The 16204-nt window shown below is 47.4% G+C and carries 13 protein-coding genes; 7 read left to right on the top strand and 6 right to left on the bottom strand.

What is annotated here, in order from left to right:
- Nucleotides 1–24: 24 nt before the first annotated feature.
- Together thiL and BMW79_RS01785 are read right to left on the bottom strand one after the other, a co-directional pair.
- On the bottom strand, nucleotides 25–1059 hold the full coding sequence (thiL, locus tag BMW79_RS01790; RefSeq protein WP_089889750.1) for a thiamine-phosphate kinase: 1035 nt from the start codon (nucleotides 1057–1059) through the stop codon (nucleotides 25–27).
- Between the two features lie 12 nt (nucleotides 1060–1071).
- Nucleotides 1072–1842, bottom strand: coding sequence for an inositol monophosphatase family protein (locus BMW79_RS01785; RefSeq protein ID WP_089889748.1), 771 nt, complete (start codon nucleotides 1840–1842; stop codon nucleotides 1072–1074).
- A 180-nt stretch (nucleotides 1843–2022) separates the two neighbouring features.
- Here BMW79_RS01785 and BMW79_RS01780 point away from each other — a divergent pair, with 180 nt between their 5' ends.
- Together BMW79_RS01780 and BMW79_RS01775 are read left to right on the top strand one after the other, a co-directional pair.
- Nucleotides 2023–3561 carry a GH3 family domain-containing protein gene (locus BMW79_RS01780; RefSeq protein ID WP_089889745.1) on the top strand — a complete coding sequence of 513 codons (1539 nt, stop codon included), beginning with the start codon at nucleotides 2023–2025 and terminating at the stop codon, nucleotides 3559–3561.
- A 29-nt stretch (nucleotides 3562–3590) separates the two neighbouring features.
- A complete protein-coding gene (locus BMW79_RS01775) occupies nucleotides 3591–4229 on the top strand; it encodes a LysE family translocator (protein ID WP_089889743.1) in 639 nt (212 codons plus the stop codon).
- Nucleotides 4230–4296: 67 nt separating this feature from the next.
- On the opposite strand, the gene BMW79_RS01770 is transcribed toward BMW79_RS01775, so the two are convergent.
- Entirely contained in the window at nucleotides 4297–5337 is a 1041-nt protein-coding gene (locus BMW79_RS01770) for a 2-oxoacid:ferredoxin oxidoreductase subunit beta (RefSeq protein ID WP_089889740.1), read from the bottom strand.
- 67 nt (nucleotides 5338–5404) lie between these two features.
- Nucleotides 5405–5749: a carboxymuconolactone decarboxylase family protein gene (locus BMW79_RS01765; protein WP_089889739.1), complete on the bottom strand. Its 345-nt coding sequence runs from the start codon at nucleotides 5747–5749 to the stop codon at nucleotides 5405–5407.
- Between the two features lie 237 nt (nucleotides 5750–5986).
- On the opposite strand from BMW79_RS01765, the gene BMW79_RS01760 reads away from it, so the two are divergent.
- Nucleotides 5987–8194, top strand: a complete 2208-nt coding sequence (locus BMW79_RS01760; RefSeq protein WP_089889736.1) for a transferrin receptor-like dimerization domain-containing protein — start codon at nucleotides 5987–5989, stop codon at nucleotides 8192–8194.
- A gap of 259 nt (nucleotides 8195–8453) precedes the next feature.
- Here BMW79_RS01760 and BMW79_RS01755 read toward each other — a convergent pair whose 3' ends face one another.
- Entirely contained in the window at nucleotides 8454–10202 is a 1749-nt protein-coding gene (locus tag BMW79_RS01755; RefSeq protein ID WP_089889734.1) for an N-acetylmuramoyl-L-alanine amidase, read from the bottom strand.
- Between the two features lie 130 nt (nucleotides 10203–10332).
- Entirely contained in the window at nucleotides 10333–12126 is a 1794-nt protein-coding gene (locus BMW79_RS01750) for an acyl-CoA dehydrogenase family protein (protein ID WP_089896743.1), read from the bottom strand.
- Nucleotides 12127–12580: 454 nt separating this feature from the next.
- Here BMW79_RS01750 and BMW79_RS01745 point away from each other — a divergent pair, with 454 nt between their 5' ends.
- The 4 genes from BMW79_RS01745 to BMW79_RS01730 are packed head-to-tail and all read left to right on the top strand — an operon-like array spanning nucleotide 12581 to nucleotide 16151.
- Nucleotides 12581–13381 carry an alpha/beta fold hydrolase gene (locus BMW79_RS01745; protein WP_143059046.1) on the top strand — a complete coding sequence of 267 codons (801 nt, stop codon included), beginning with the start codon at nucleotides 12581–12583 and terminating at the stop codon, nucleotides 13379–13381.
- A 5-nt stretch (nucleotides 13382–13386) separates the two neighbouring features.
- Entirely contained in the window at nucleotides 13387–14532 is a 1146-nt protein-coding gene (locus BMW79_RS01740; protein ID WP_089889729.1) for a glycosyltransferase, read from the top strand.
- A 20-nt stretch (nucleotides 14533–14552) separates the two neighbouring features.
- Nucleotides 14553–15671, top strand: a complete 1119-nt coding sequence (locus tag BMW79_RS01735; protein WP_089889726.1) for an ABC transporter permease — start codon at nucleotides 14553–14555, stop codon at nucleotides 15669–15671.
- 48 nt (nucleotides 15672–15719) lie between these two features.
- Nucleotides 15720–16151: a hypothetical protein gene (locus tag BMW79_RS01730; protein WP_089889723.1), complete on the top strand. Its 432-nt coding sequence runs from the start codon at nucleotides 15720–15722 to the stop codon at nucleotides 16149–16151.
- The last annotated feature ends 53 nt before the right edge of the window (nucleotides 16152–16204 follow it).

Raw genomic sequence — 16204 nt, 5'->3', positions numbered from 1 at the left:
TCCCCAATCTTTTTTCCAGTATTGCTACTGTTGAAATGCGTTCCAACCCTGGGCAACCAGTTTAAACTTGTTGCCACCTTTGGTATGGATATGTGCGCCTTCTGATATATCGGTCATGTAGCCGATCACACTGATTTGTTCGTTCAGCACAATCTTGTCGTAATCTGCCTGTTTCATGGTGAACAGCAGCTCATAATCTTCTCCGCCGCTCAGTGCGCAGGCAGTTGGATCCAGGCCGAATTTCATGGCTATTTCCTTACTTTCCTGGGCAATAGGGATCTTTTCTTCATACAGTACCACACCGAGGTTGCTCTGTTTGGCGATATGCAGAATTTCAGAACTGAGTCCGTCGCTTACATCCATCATGGCAGAAGGTTTAATATCGGCTTCCTGCAGGAATTCGATAATGTCCTTGCGGGCTTCCGGTTTCAGCTGGCGGCCAATAATATAGGTCTGATCTTCCAGGTCGGGTTTTACTTCCGGACTTTCCAGGTAGATCTTTTTCTCTCTTTCAAGGAGGGTAAGGCCCAGGTAGGCTGCACCAAGATCGCCGGTAACGCAGAGCAGGTCGCCCTTTTCGGCGGTAGACCGTTTTACGAACTGGTCGGGGGTTACTTCTCCGATGGCAGTAACGCTGATGACAAAGCCTTTCTGGGAGTTGCTGGTATCGCCACCTACCAGGTCTACGCCGTATTTCTCACAGGCAGCGTACACGCCTTCATAGAATTCGTTGAGCGCCTCCAGGGAGAAGCGGTTAGAGAAGGCAATACTGATCGTGATCTGGGTGGGAATGGCGTTCATCGCGTAGATGTCCGACAGGTTCACCACTACTGATTTATACCCCAGGTGTTTCAGGGGCGTATACATCAGATCGAAGTGAATGCCTTCCACCAGCATATCGGTGCTGATCACCGTTTGTTTGCCGAAGTGGTCAATCACCGCAGCATCATCACCTACACCCAATACGGTGCTGGCGTTTTGTATTTCTATGTTCCTGGTGAGATACTCGATTAATCCGAATTCTCCCAGGTCCTGTATTTCTGTTCTTTCCTGTTCCATCTTCCCAGTTACTTATTTACCGTTAATAAGATCTTGTAATGCACTATGGATATGACCGTTGGTGGCCAGTATTTCTTTTTGATAAGGGGAGTAGCGGTTGCCGGAAAAGTCTGTTACTTTTCCTCCTGCTTCTTCTACTATTAAGAAGCCGGCGGCAGAATCCCAGGCCTGGAGATGATGTTCATAGAATCCATCAAAACGGCCGCAGGCTACCCAGCAGAGATCAATGGCAGCAGAACCGAGTCTGCGCAAGGGAATGCCTTGTTTGATCACGCGTTCCAGAACTTGTAAGGGATTATTGGCAGCATCTTCCCATTTGTAGGCGAAACCTGTTACCAGGAAGGAGGTGGACACGTCTGTTTTGGTAGAAACGTGGATGGGGTTGCCGTTGAGGGTAGCGCCTTTTCCTTTTTCTGCCACAAAAAGCTCGTTCATAAAAGGGTTATATACTGCGCCCAGTATCATTTCGCCATCCTGTTCCACTCCTATGGATACGCAACAGAGGGGGATGCCGTTGGCGAAATTCACGGTGCCATCAATGGGGTCGATAATCCACTTCACAGAAGACGCTGTCTTCATTTCGCCTGCTTCTTCACTCAAAATAAAATGATCTGGATAAGTTTCCCTGATAACGTTAATAATCGCCGTTTCGGCTTTTTTATCTACTTCTGTTACCAGGTCGTTCACCGTACTTTTACTGCTCACCTCGAATGGACCATTGAAATATTGTTGCAGTATTTTTCCGCTGGCTTCAGTAGCTTTGAGTAAAGTTGTTTTTAACATGCCGCAAAGGTAATTACGAATTGCGAATTATGAATTGCGAATTATAGCCTACATCTTTTGGATATTTTGTATGTATAGAAGACTTAATGTTAACATATAATCTGTAATTCCTAATTATCAGTCAACTTATATTCAATATTCCACTTATTTTTGTAGTTCAATTAAAGAGAGGGAAAGTTAATGGCCATCATAGGTAATCTTATTTCCAGGTCACTACGCATCAGGAAGAAGTTCACGTTTAAGTTAGGAACGCCTCGCCAATACCAGCTGCAGGTACTGCATCGTTTGCTGGAGAAGGCCAAGGAGACGGAGTTTGGCCGTCACTATCAATTTCAGGAAGTACTCGATAGTGCCAATTTTATAGGGCAATACCGCGAAAGAATACCTGTGCATAACTACACCAAGATGCACGCAGAATGGTGGTACCGCTGCCTGGAAGGAGAAGCGAACGTAAGCTGGCCGGAGAAGATCAAATACTTTGCGCTCAGTTCCGGTACATCAGAATCTGCCAGCAAGCACATACCTGTTACCAAAGCCATGTTGAAAACGGTGAAGAAAGTGGGTGTGAAGCAGCTGTATTCCATGGCCAACTTTAATATTCCACCCCGTTCCTTTGAAAAGGGCATCCTGATGCTGGGTGGAACTACTTCCTTATTCGAGAAAGGCGATTATTACGAAGGCGATATGAGTGGCATTCAGGCCAAGAATATCCCGAAATGGTTCCGCCGTTTTTATAAGCCGGGAGGCAAAATATCCCGGAAACCCAATTGGGAACAGCGTATCAAGTTAATCGTGCGCAAAGCCAAAGAATGGGACGTAGGTACTGTTTGTGGCGTACCTGCCTGGGTACAGATTGTACTCGAAGAAATTATCAAATACCACGGGGTTAAGAATATTCATGAAATCTGGCCTAATCTGGCGGTGTATATTCATGGCGGGGTATCTTTTGAACCTTACCGCGATCACTTTCAGAAGCTGCTCGGAAAGCCTATTGCGTTCATTGAAACTTATATGGCTTCTGAGGGATCTTTCGGATTCCAGGCCCGTCCGGGTACCCGGGGCATCAAACTGGTATTGAATGCCGGTATCTTCTACGAATTTATTCCGTTCAATGAAGAAAACTTTGATGCAGAGGGAGAAGTAAAGCCGAATCCTAAATCTTACATGATCCATGAGGTAGTGGAAGATGTTGAATACGCGGTGATGCTCTCTACCTGTGCAGGCGCATGGCGTTACCTGATCGGTGACGTGGTGAAATTTACTTCTGTAAAGGAACATGAAATTGTGATTGTTGGCCGTACCAAGCAGTTCCTCAGTCTTTGCGGGGAGCATATGAGTATCGACAACATGAACAAGGCCATAGATAATGTGCAGAAAAAGCTGGGCATTGTTGTCCGTGAATTTACGGTAGCCGGGTTCCCTTATCAGAACCTGTTTGCTCATCGCTGGTATGTGGGTACAGATACACCGGGTGTGGATGCGGAGAAAGTACGCGAAATCATTGACCAGACCCTCGCAGAGGTAAACGATGACTACGCCGTGGAACGTTCCGCCGCCCTGAAGGAAGTATTTGTAGAAATATTACCAAACGACGCATTCATTGATTATCTCCGTTGCAAAGGCAAGGAAGGAGCCATGAATAAGTTTCCTCGTGTAATGAAAGGTGAGAAACTGAAGGACTGGGAGAAATTTCTTGCTGGAAAAACCGTTAAGAGTTAAGTAGCACCTGTGACACGGAAATTATACGCATGATAGCAGCAATTGTAGCGGGACTGGGACTGGGATTGGTTTTATCTGTATCGGTAGGCCCGGTTATATTCGCAATTATAAAGTACAGTGTTAATAATGGCTTTAAGGCAGGCATTAGTTTCGCACTGGGCGTGTCTTTCAGCGATATCATGTTTGTACTGATCGGTAATATCTCCACCGCGTTTATCAGTGGCCTGGAAGGGTATAACCGCACTATCGGCGTTGTTGGTGGTGTATTACTGATAGGCATGGGCATATACGGCCTGTTGTTTAAAAAGGTGAAGATCAGTACAGGAGAGGAGAAGCCGGAAATGTTTGGTACGCATGATTATCTCAAGATATGGCTGGCCGGCTTTTTAATGAATACCCTCAACCCGGGAGTAGTTATTTTCTGGCTACCAGTGTGTATTGGCTACAGTGCTACTTCGATAAGCCACCGGATAGTAATGTATGGGGTTTGTTTAAGCATGGTGTTGTCCGCTGATATCATGAAAGTGTTTGTATCAGATAAGCTCCGTCATAAACTCACGCTTAAAAACGTAGAGTGGCTGAACCGCATTGCTGGCGTGAGCATGATCATCTTCGGGCTGGTACTGTTGTATAAAGTATTGTTCGACGTAGGTTCCATGGGACACTAAGATATTCGAAACAAAAAAGCCTTCCGTGTATCACGGAAGGTTTTTTGCTTTATTGGAGGTGTTATAGTTATTCTTTGATAGTCCAGGTTTCGCTGCCTGCCAGTAACTTATCCAGATCACCAGGACCTTTTTTAGCCAGTGCTTCGGTCAGCTGGAAGCCCATGATATCTTCATAGGTAGGGCGGAAAGCCTCATAGAAGATACCGAAAGGACGGGGCAGATGACCTTCTACACGTACATCATCGAACATACGGGTCAGCAGTTGTGCCTTGTAGAAATCATTCTCATCATGTATCCACAGATCACTTTCTGAATACTCGCCACCAAGTTCCACTACTACCGGTCTTAAGCCATCCAGGCGGATTCCTTTGTTTTTTGCAGCGCCAAACACCAGTGGTTTGCCCTGTTCTACAAAGATGGTTTCATCTGCCTTGCTGCTTTTCTCGGTAAACGCCTCAAATGCGCCATCGTTGAAGATGTTACAGTTCTGGTATATTTCCAGGAAAGAAGCGCCTTTATGTGCATGGCTGCGTTTCAGCAACTCCTGCAGGTGTTTCGGATCGCGGTCCATACTGCGGGCAATAAAAGTAGCATCTGCACCCAGGGCCAGCGCCATTGGGTTAAACGGATGGTCAATACTACCCATCGGGGTAGACTTGGTCACTTTATTTTCTTCTGAAGTAGGAGAGTACTGTCCTTTTGTTAAACCGTAAATCTGGTTGTTGAACAGCATAATGTTCACATCAAAGTTACGACGCAACAGGTGAATGGTATGGTTACCACCAATGGATAAACCATCTCCATCTCCGGTTACAATCCATACGCTCAGTTCAGGACGGGCCGCTTTCAAACCGGAAGCGATCGCCGTAGCACGGCCATGGATAGAGTGCATACCATAAGTATTCATATAGTATGGAAAACGCGAGGAACAACCGATACCGGAAACAATCACAATGTTCTCACGGGGAACGCCCAGCGTGGGCATAATAGTCTGTACCTGTTTAAGTATAGAGTAGTCGCCGCAGCCTGGGCACCAGCGTACTTCCTGGTCCGTTGCAAAGTCTTTCGACGTAAGGGGCGCCTGCGGAGCTATAGTTGCTGTTGACATTAGTATGAGTTAAATATAATATATTATAGAGTCTGTAAAGTTACGATAGATAGCTGTAAATACCTGCTCACTGTGCCTGTAATTCTTCCCAAAATTCAGCGGCCCGCCGTGTATGCGGAATCACAATAGTACCGCCCACAATGTTGGCAACAGCAAAGATCTCATACATTTCCTCGGTGGTAACACCCTGCTCATATGCCTTTTCCAGGTGATACTTAATACAATCGTCGCAACGTAATACCATAGAAGCCACCAACCCAAGCATCTCCTTGGTTTTAGTGCTCAGCGCCCCTTCTGCATACGTATTGGTATCCAGGTTGAATAACCGGTTAATTACCTTGTTCTGCTTGCCCAGTATTACCTCATTCATTTTAGCCCGGTAGTCGTTAAACTCCTGAATCGCATTGGCCATATAACTGCTGTTTATGATGTTATGTTTATCGTTTCACCCAATAAAGCTATGAAAGGATTTACAAATATAGATTAATCTACTGGTTAAGTAGACTATTTCGGCTATAACCTATATTTATGGATCATAACCAAAAGTTATTGCGTAGAAAGGACGTAGTAAATTACCCTATTGATATGGTAGACTATTTGTATATTGAGCCAATAAACCCTCTTTTTCAACAAGATCTGCATCTTTATTATGACAACAACCAACTTCTCCCTGCTGCTGGCACTTCTCCTGTGCACCGGCGGGGTCGCCCGGACGCAGGACAAAAAACTCACCGGTTATGCCGACACCGCTGCTACCCGTCAACTGGAACTGGAAAGCCGCTTCGATAAACAGTTAAGTAGTAGTCACATCGGCGAAACGATCAGGGAACTATCCTCACAACCGCATCATATTGGCTCCGCCCGTGGCAAAGCCGTGGCCGAAGATATCCTCCAACGCTTTAAAAGCTATGGCTGGGACGCAGAAATTGTTACCTACCAGGTGTTGTTCCCCACCCCAAAGGAACGCCTGGTGGAACTGAAAGGGCCAACCTCCTACAAAGCACTGCTTAAAGAACCCGCCCTGAAAGAAGACGCTACCTCCGGTCAGGCAGGACAACTGCCTACCTACAACGCCTGGAGTGCCGATGGCGATGTGGAAGGCTCCCTGGTATATGTAAATTATGGTCTTCCGGAAGATTATGAATACCTGGACCGTGCTGGTATCAACGTAAAAGGCAAGATCGTCATTGCCAAATACGGCCGCTCCTGGCGGGGCAGTAAACCTAAGGTGGCCCAGGAACACGGCGCCATTGGTTGCATCATCTACTCCGATCCCCGCGATGATGGCTACTATGCCGGCGATGTATACCCTAAAGGCGCTTTCAAGAATGAATACGGTGTTCAGCGTGGCTCCGTAATGGATATCGTCATCTATCCCGGTGATCCGCTGACCCCCGATATCGGCGCTACCGCCAATGCCAAACGGCTGGACCGCCTGCAAGCACCCAATCTCCTAAAGATACCCGTACTCCCGATCAGTTATCATGATGCCACTCCTTTGCTGAAAGCCCTGGAAGGGCCGGTAGCACCGGAAGAATGGAGAGGCGCCCTGCCCTTTACCTATCACATCGGCGGCGGCAGCGCAAAAGTGCATCTGAAGCTGTCGTTCGACTGGCAGATACGCCCCTGCTATAATGTAGTGGCCAAACTGAAAGGCAGCGAACAGCCAGATCAGTGGATTATCCGTGGCAATCACCACGACGCCTGGGTAAACGGCGCCGCTGATCCCATCAGCGGACTGGCAGCTTTGCTGGAAGAAGCAAAAGCCATCGGTGAGTTAAAGAAACAGGGTTATCAGCCCAAACGCACCCTGGTTTATTGCGCGTGGGATGGAGAAGAACCCGGTTTACTCGGTTCTACTGAATGGGTAGAAGATCATGCCGCCGAACTCAAAGACAAAGCGGTGGTGTACATCAATTCAGATAACAATGGCCGGGGTTTCCTGAACGCCAGCGGTTCCCATGCACTGGAAACACTGGTGAATGAAGTAGCCCGCGATATAAAAGATCCGCAAACAGCTATCAGCCTCCAGGCCCGTAAACAGGCTGCAGAAGCGGTAAAAGCAGCTACGCCGAAACAGAAAAAAGAAAAACTTTCCAAACAAGGCTTCGCCATCGGGGCTATGGGCTCAGGTTCTGATTACTCTTCCTTTCTGCAACACCTGGGCGTGCCGGCGCTCGACTATGGTTTTTCGGGAGAAGATGCCGGCGGGGAATATCACTCCATCTACGATTCCTACGACGATTACACCCGGTTTAAAGATCCCGGTTTTCAATACGGCGTGGCATTGTCGCAAACCGCAGGACATACCGTATTGCGTTTAGCCAATACTGTTACATTGCCTTTCGATTTTCGTAAACTCTATGAAACGGTTAATGGCTACGTGAATGAATTAACAGACCTGACCACTAATCTCAGGGAATCTACTGCCATCGAAAATCAATTGATAAGAGATAATAAATACCAGCAGGTTACAGATACTACCAAACACTTAACAGCTCCATTACCGAAATCGGAAGTGCCCTATCTCGATTTCTCTCCTTTGCAAAATGCGCTCACCGGCCTGGATACCGCTACCATAGCACTCGCCGCCCGGAAAACGCTCACCGGCGCTACCGTGAATAAAGCTCTGTACCAGGCGGAGCAACAACTCCTTAACGACGCAGGATTACCAGCCCGCACCTGGTATAAACACACCTTATACGCCCCCGGTTTCTATACTGGCTATGGTGTTAAAACCATTCCGGGAGTAAGGGAGGCGATTGAACAACGCAGATGGAAAGAAGCACAGGAGCAGATCGGTGTAGTAGCCGCAGCGATTAACAGGCTGTCTGCATATCTGGGAGGAATTCATTGATATTGCACTGATTTCAGGTAGATTTGGAAGATTAATTGAACCTGATAGTATTGAAATGATGGAATTGAAATATAAAAGCGGTAAACCCAAACGGATTTGCTGTAGTATCTAATTGAACTGAATAGAATCAGGAAAATATCTATTTAAAATGATTTGGGGGGAGATAAAAGCATTCGCTTCTATCTCCCCCCAAATCATTTTAAATCCCTAAAATCAAATCAGTAAAATCAGCCTAATCGGGAGAAAGACAAAAGCAGCCTTACCTCGACTTCACCGCTTCCTTCAGATAATCCTTCATTCCCTCCACAATCGCCGTTACCACCTGCCGCTGAAAAGCCGGATCCAGTATCTTTTCTTCATCGCCCGGATTGCTGAGAAAAAGCGTTTCCACCAACGCATCCGGAAACTCTGTAGGATTATTGAGAATAAAATTAAATCCGGCGTTATTCCCGAAATCATACAGTCCTGTTTGCAGTAAACGCTCATGTATAGCGGCATTGAGTGGTTCACAAAAAGGTTGTTTATAGTAGGTGGCGGTGCCATAGGCATCTACCGGGTTCGCAGAAGAATTCAGGTGAATACTCAACAGCAGGTCGGGGTTAGTCCGGCGGAACAGGGACAGCCGGTCTTCATTGGCAACAAATTTCTCTGTAGTGCGCGTCATGATCACCGTTGCGCCTTCTCTTTCCAGCAATGCTTTCAGTTGTAACGAAAGCACCAGTGTCAGGTTTTTTTCCACAGCGCCGGTAAGACCGGTAGCCCCCGGATTACTACCACCATGGCCGGCATCCAGGCCAATGACCATATTTCTGAGAGATGGGGTCTGCGGTGGGCGTTTTACCTTTACAACAATGCGGTTATTTTCATAATACACCTGGTAGCCCCAGGGGGCATGTTGAAGGGAAATCACCATGCGGCATACATCAGGCGTGGGCTGTCCCCAGCCAACAGAGGTAATTTCTTTGGTATTTTGCAATACCGTGTTCAGGCCCTTTTCCGCATAGGCGCCGTGTATATCAACAATAATTTTTTTGGAAGATACCAGCTGGGTGGAGGTATAAGGCAATTTATCAGACAAGGCAACGGATACATAGTCGTATTTTTCATCGCCCCATATTTTGGCGTCGTCTGCAATGCTCACGGGCAGCTGCTCCTGGGGAATCTCCGTGTCTACCAGTGGCTCTGGTATGAAGGCAGTGGTACGGGACGACAGCTTCACTTTGTAGTAATCACCCTGCCTGCCCACGATATGTAGTAATACATCCTTATCCAGGTAGCCGATCTTATCAGGTCCGAGGCGGTCCCCATGCGGACTGGCCGTGAGATAGGTCATGTTATCGATGGTGCGGCCGGTGAGAGGTATTTCGTTGCGCATCATGCTGTAGCGGTAAGTGCTGCCCAGGATGGCAGTTTCCCCACTGCGTTTACGCAACCGACCGATGATTTTCCCATTCAGCAGGGAATCTTTGGCTTGCAGTATATAGCTACCACTGTAGATGCCCGGTACACCACCGGTTTGGGAGGTAGGCAATTCCTTTAATGGTACATCATTAAACCAGCTGGCACTTTCGCCGGGGTAGCCTTTCATTTTTATACGCAGGGTATCTCCTTCCATGAGCTGGAGGTTACCACTGGGTGAGATCTCCATATAATCGATCCTGAAAATGGAAGTGGCAGATGGTGCAGGTGGCGTGCTGAAGTAAAAGACAATATTTTTCGTTGAGGTTTCTCCGTTAGGAGCAGTAGTAGTAACGGTAAACGCGTTTCTGCCGGCAGACAGTTCATACTTTGCGGCGAAGGTGCCCGTCGTATATACGTGTACGGTATCGCTGTTGATCTTCACGGTACAACCGGCGCAGGTACGCCCTGCGATGAATTGTTTGGCGGTGCTTACATTACTTTGATCCCTGGAAGGCTGACTGAGACGCAGTGTAGCCTGGCTGCTTGCAAAAAAGGGGATACAGATAATTATAAAAAACGGAGAAAAAAACTTTGCTGATAGCATCATACCCTGTCATCAATATCTTGAAAGATGGTAAAGATAAGCAGGTGAGGGGAATAGGAGAAAAGGTTTTGGTATTTAGCATTTAGCATCCGGGAAAAGAAGTTCCCGGATGCTAAATGCTGTGAGCCAGTGATTACCAGCTGTATTTATTATCTGCAATGAGTTTGTCCGCTATTCTTCTGCGGGCATCTTTTGCATTAAATGGTTCTGCTTTTGTGAAGCGTTTGAGGCCGAGCAGCATCATACGTTGTTCGTCGCCTTCTGCAAAGGCATTGATGGCGTCTTTACCTGATTTATTGATACGGTCTGCCGCATCATAGATAAAGGTGCGTACAATATCTGTTTGCAGCGATGACGCGCTTTCACCTTTGCTGGCGTTCAATTTTATTAAACGCAGCAGGGCGCTTTCCGCAACAAATGTTTCGATGGCCATATCGGCGATATCCATCAGTATTTCCTGTTCATTTTCCAGCTTTACCATCAGCTTTTGCGCAGCAGCTCCGGCAGCCATGAGGATGGCTTTCTTGAAGTTGGTAATCATCTTCCTTTCTTTGCTGAAAGCACTTTCATCATCATCGCCGAAATCAGGAATGCTCATCAGTTCCTTCATCACGTTCATGGCTGGTGTCATCAGGTCCAGTTTCCCTTTCAATGCACGTTTCAGTGTCATGTCGAGGGTCAGCAACCGGTTAATTTCGTTGGTACCTTCAAAGATGCGGTTGATGCGGGAATCGCGGTAGGCTTTCGAAATGATGTACTCATCACTGAAACCGTTACCACCATGAATCTGCACCCCTTCATCCACTACGTAGTCCAGTACTTCGGAGCCGTTTACTTTCAGGATGGCGCATTCTACGGCATACTCTTCAGCGGCGCCCAGTAAGGCTTCGTTGAACGGTTTGCCTGCGGCCAGCAGTTCTTTTTCTTTGTCATCAATCAGTTGTGCAGTACGGAACAGCGCCGATTCTGATGTCCAGGTACGGATCGCCATTTCCGCCAGCTTATGTTTGATAGCGCCGAAATTGGCGATCGGTTGTTTAAACTGGGTGCGGGTATTGGCGTATTGTACGGACGTATTGATACATTTTTTGGCGGCGCCCAATGCAGCAGCACAGAGTTTCAACCGGCCAATGTTCAGGATGTTAAAGGCTATCAGGTGACCCTTTCCTATAACGCCCAATACATTTTCTGCAGGTACTTTGGCGTCCTGGAAGTAGATCTGGCGGGTAGAGGAACCCTTGATTCCCATTTTATGTTCTTCTGCGCCCAGCGTAAATCCCGGGGTGCCTTTATCTACGATGAATGCGGTAAACTTATCACCGTCGATCTTTGCGAATACGGTAAATACATCAGCAAAGCCGGAATTGGTAATCCAGCTTTTCTGCCCGTTGAGGAGATAGAATTTGCCATCCTCCGTTAATTTAGCGGTGGTTTTGGCGCCCAATGCATCCGACCCGGAATCCGGTTCAGTGAGGGCATATGCGCCTTTCATCTCTCCGGTGGCCAGTTTGGGTATATATTTTTGTTTCTGTTCTTCTGTACCAAAGTAGAGGATCGGTAAGGAGCCGATACCCGTATGAGCCGCCATGGCAACGGAGAAGGAGTGCCCGGCACCCAGTCCTTCGTTGATGATCGTTGCTGTGACAAAGTCTTTACCCAGGCCACCATATTCCTCAGGAAAAGATGCACCTAACAAACCTTGTTCTCCTGCTTTTTCTAAAAGCGATTGCATCAATCCTTCTTCCTGCTTGTCAATCCGCTCCACAATCGGTGTTACCTCTTTGCTGATAAACTGATCTGCCATGTCCTTGATCATCAGCTGCTCTTCCGAAAAATCTTCGGGAGTAAACACTTCCTCAGGAGCACTTTCCTTAACCAGAAATTCTGCGCCTTTCAACGCAGTCTTATTTTCAACTGTTGCGTCCATGTTACTGTATTTTTGGTAGTTCTGTAATTTACTGAAAAAAGCATTAAGCAAAACCGGTCAAAGGGAGGGTTTAACTGATTTCCCTGGTAGCTTCCATTTTAACTTACTGAATGTAAACTAAATGGGCCAGACCTATGAAAGTGCACTTGTTTTTTAACAAAAAATAAACCCGGCAGATGTTTTCCTGCAGGTGGCTTTCCCGGGTTCAGGCCCGGCGGCAGGCGCTCTCCCGGGAGACAGACCGCAGCAAGTCCATTTTTACTCCGCGTCGGGGGCTGGTCAAATCCACCTTTGCAGCGCTGAATAAGCAGTGCTTAAGCGTATCAAGTCCACCTCATCGTCAGGTTAACAGCACCTTCACCGCAGGTAATGATCAAGTGAGATCCGTTTTCCTCCTGTATTACAACCTTTCTCTTTCTCCTCTGCGCTTTATTCTGTATCATTGTTCCCCTTTATGCCTGATTTTTATCTGTCATATCTGAAAAGCCGGTTTCACGGCACCTGTGAAGGTGCCGGAGAGGAACTATTGATCTGCTTACATGGCTTTGGCGAAAGTGCTGCTCATTTTCAACCGCTAACCGCCATTCTCGGCGATACTTTCACCCTGGTAGCGTTGGATATGCCTTTGCACGGCGATACACAATGGCAGGAAAACCGGGTATTCGAAAAAGAGGATCTCGTGGCGCTGGTGGAAATGATCCTGCAACAGCAGGGCAAACAACGCTTTTCCCTGCTGGGGTACAGCATGGGCGGCCGGCTGGCGCTATGCCTGGTGGAAAAGATGGCCGATCGTATCAACCGGCTGATGCTTGCCGCAGGAGACGGCCTTAGGAATAATCCATGGCATATGTTCGTTACACAAACCACGGTGGGTAATAGCCTGTTTAAATACAATACCGGCCATCCCCGGTTGTTTTTTACATTGTTGCATACCTGGCGGAAACTGGGACTGCTCAACCAGAGCGTGTATAAGTTTGCCTTGCACCGCATGAATGAACCGGAGAAACGGGCCCTGGTGTACAATGTATGGACAAATCTCCGTCACATGATGCCTGATAAAAAACGATGTAAACAATTATTAGCCAGATATAACGTTCTAACTCTCCTGATATTCGGGAAATATGACCGTGTAATTCCACCTGTGCTGGGTACCCGCTTCGCAGATGGCTCTTTTCCATGTAAGATACTGGTACTGGACAAAGGACATCAGCTGATTTCCACACAGCTGGGACTTATCATCAAAACAAATCTGTAATCTGAATGTATCTTTTCGTAATGATATTAATGGTGCTGGCTTTGGGTTATGGCATACTGATGCTGTGGTATAGCCTGGGCTGGAAGCGCCTGAAGAATTTTTCACCTGTCACCCAGAAATCGGGGGGCCATACGGCAGTTACAGTGATCATACCGGCCAGGAATGAAGCGGATAATCTTCCGGCACTACTGGAGGCTTTACAGAAGCAAACTTATTCCGCCGCTTTATTGGAGGTCATCGTGATTGATGATTTTTCCACGGATGATACCGCAGCCGTAGTGCGTAATTTCCCCGCTGCCAATATTCGTCTGCTGGAATTAAGGGAACATCTCAACCTGGAGGAAAGACTGAATTCATTCAAGAAAAAAGCCATAGAAATAGCCATTTCACAGGCAAAAGGTGATCTGATTGTAACCACAGACGCAGATTGTGTGATGGGACCGCGCTGGATCGAAACAGTGGTACAGTTTTACGAACAACATCGCCCGAAATTCATTGCCGCACCGGTTAGCTTTTACAAAGAGCACAACTTCTTTAAAAGACTGCAATCACTCGATTTCATGACCATGCAGGGTATCACCGGAGCCGCCGCCGAACTGGCCTCCGGTACCATGTGCAATGGCGCCAACCTGGCTTACGAAAAACAGGCCTTTCACGAGGTAGGCGGTTTCTCCGGGATCGATAACATTGCTTCCGGCGATGACATGCTGCTCATGTATAAAATTTACAGTGCTTATCCTGATAAAGTAGCCTACCTGAAATGCGAGGAAGCCGTGGTGCGCACGCTGGCGGTAGATACGCTGAAAGACTTTATGAACCAGCGTATCCGCTGGTCGTCCAAAGCCGATAAGTACGAAGATAAGCGCCTTACCTGGGTATTGCTGCTGGTATATCTGTTCAACGCCGGTATGCTGGCATTTGCTGTAATGGCGCTGTTCCTGCCGGTGTGGTGGCCATGGTTCCTGATTATTCTGCTGTTTAAAGTCACCCTGGAACTCTATTTCCTTCTGCCGGTGGCGAAGTTTTTCAATAAAACAGAATTGCTGCTATGGTTTATTCCGGGGCAGATATTTCATATTCCTTATATTGTTGTTGCCGGCTGGCTGGGAAAGTTTGGGAGTTATCAGTGGAAGGGCCGGCAGGTTAACTAAAATCGCCGCCTTTGTCAGATATGCAACCTTACTGGAAAAGATTGTACCGCAATAAGGGAGCGGTGGCCGGTTTAGTGGTCATTGCCGCAGCGGTGCTGATCAGCATTTTTGCATACGTAATAGCACCGGATAATACGCCCAATGCCAACCGGATGGTATTGGAAATAGAAGGGCAGCATCCCGGTTTCCGTATTCACATGCTGGCTGTAAATAAAGAACAGCAGCCTCCTTCTTCCTCTCTTTTTCAAAAGATTTTTAGTGGCCGTGAGGCATCTATGACCTGGATCCCCATCCGTTCCTGGCAATTCCGCGATAGTGTATTGGTGGTACAACGTTACGTAGACGAATCTACCAGCCGGGAGGAAACCTATTCTTTGGCGAAGCTCTGGTATGGCGATGAACCGCACGGCGCTCTTACATCAGCGCAGTTACAGCAAAACTTACAGGGAAGAATTTTTACCCGTACTTACTGGCTGGGCACCGACAAATTTGGCCGCGACATTTTAAGCCGCCTCCTGATAGGTACCCGCGTAAGCCTGGGTGTGGGCTGTATTGCTGTGGTGATATCCCTGAGTATCGGTGTGTTGCTTGGCGCGGTGGCAGGATATTTCAAAGGCCGGACCGATGATGTGGTGATGTGGCTGGTAAACGTAGTATGGGCTATGCCCACGCTGTTATTGGTATTTGCGCTGACGCTGGCGCTGGGAAAAGGCTTCTGGCAGGTATTTATTGCTGTGGGACTTACCATGTGGGTGGGAGTGGCCCGTATTATCCGTGGACAGGTACTGGCCATCCGGGAGTTGGAATACATAGAAGCCGCGAGGGCACTGGGATACGGACATGTACGGATTATCACAAAACATATCCTGCCAAATATCCTGGGGCCGGTGATGGTGGTGGCTGCGGGCAACTTTGCCACAGCAATTGTGGTGGAAGCAGGACTGAGTTTCCTGGGGGTGGGAGTACAACCGCCGCAACCTTCCTGGGGGCTGATGATCAAAGAAAACTACAACTTCATTATTACCCATAACCCCTTGCTGGCGCTGGCGCCCGGAATGGCCATCATGTTGCTGGTACTGGCGTTCAATTTGTTAGGCAACGGATTACGGGATGCCCTGGATGTAAGAAGTAAAATTTGATTTGCATATAAAAAAAAGCTAATTTCATATTCCTATATAACTCGAAATATGCTACTGAAGACTTGTTTCCCTGCATTTTTAGCCGTTGCGTTGCTTACTTTTTCTTCCTGTAAAAAGAAGAAAAGCGATAATCCCGCTCCCAGTACTCAGGAAGAAACATTGGCTTTTGTGTTACCGGATGTGCAATTAGGGAAATATAATATTGCCCAGGACAGCACCTATGCGTTAAAGCTGAATATTACTTCCAAACTGCCGGAAAAAGGTGTCAAAGTAACACTGAATGTGGCTACGGAAACAGGCAACATTCCTTTAGGGCAGGATGATATAGCGGATATTAAAGCAACTCCGGTTACTATTACACTTCGTCACCTGAAACCATTAAAAACATATGAAGTAACTGTTAAGCTTGCTTCACTGGGTAATACCGGGAATGTAACCGCCCCACAGGTATTTTATCTGACCAATAAGTCTGCTGAATAACGGGGGCCAACAAAATCCACCTCTCCCGAATCTAAAATTGTGTAGGTTTGCAT

The organism is Chitinophaga arvensicola, assembly GCF_900110835.1.
Taxonomy (GTDB): domain Bacteria; phylum Bacteroidota; class Bacteroidia; order Chitinophagales; family Chitinophagaceae; genus Chitinophaga; species Chitinophaga arvensicola.
The sequence above is the reverse complement of the archived record's forward strand: the minus strand, read 5'-3'. Positions and strand labels throughout refer to the sequence as shown.